The sequence below is a fragment of the Neisseria sp. P0001.S005 genome (assembly GCF_051963715.1).
This window is the reverse complement of the sequence record NZ_JBQCTZ010000863.1, coordinates 1-326: the sequence shown is the minus strand read 5'-3', so window position 1 is coordinate 326 and position 326 is coordinate 1. Positions and strand designations below refer to the sequence as shown.

Here is a 326-nt window from a genome sequence, read left to right as displayed (position 1 = left end):
TGCCGTCTGAACATCAGGCGGCATGGTGCGGGGGTGGATTATTTACCGCCGTTTTTGGCTTTCAAGTCGGCAATCAGACCATCAATACCTTTGGCTTTGATGGTTTCGCCGAATTGGTTGCGGTATACGGTAACCAAGCTTGCGCCTTCGACTGCGACATTGTATGCGCGGTATCTGCTGCCGCTTTGATAGGTGGTGAAGTCCATGTTGACCGGTTTTTGGCCGGAAACGTTGATTTCGGCGCGGACAACGATTTCTTTACCGCCTTTGTTTACGACCGGGTTGTCTTTGATGTTGACCTTGGCGTTTTTGAATTTCAGCATGGT

At 50.3% G+C, this 326-nt stretch carries 1 protein-coding gene; it reads right to left on the bottom strand.

What is annotated here, in order from left to right:
• Window positions 1-38: 38 nt before the first annotated feature.
• On the bottom strand, window positions 39-326 hold a 288-nt coding region (locus ACTHSP_RS23245), incomplete at its 5' end, for an MlaC/ttg2D family ABC transporter substrate-binding protein (protein ID WP_440347146.1).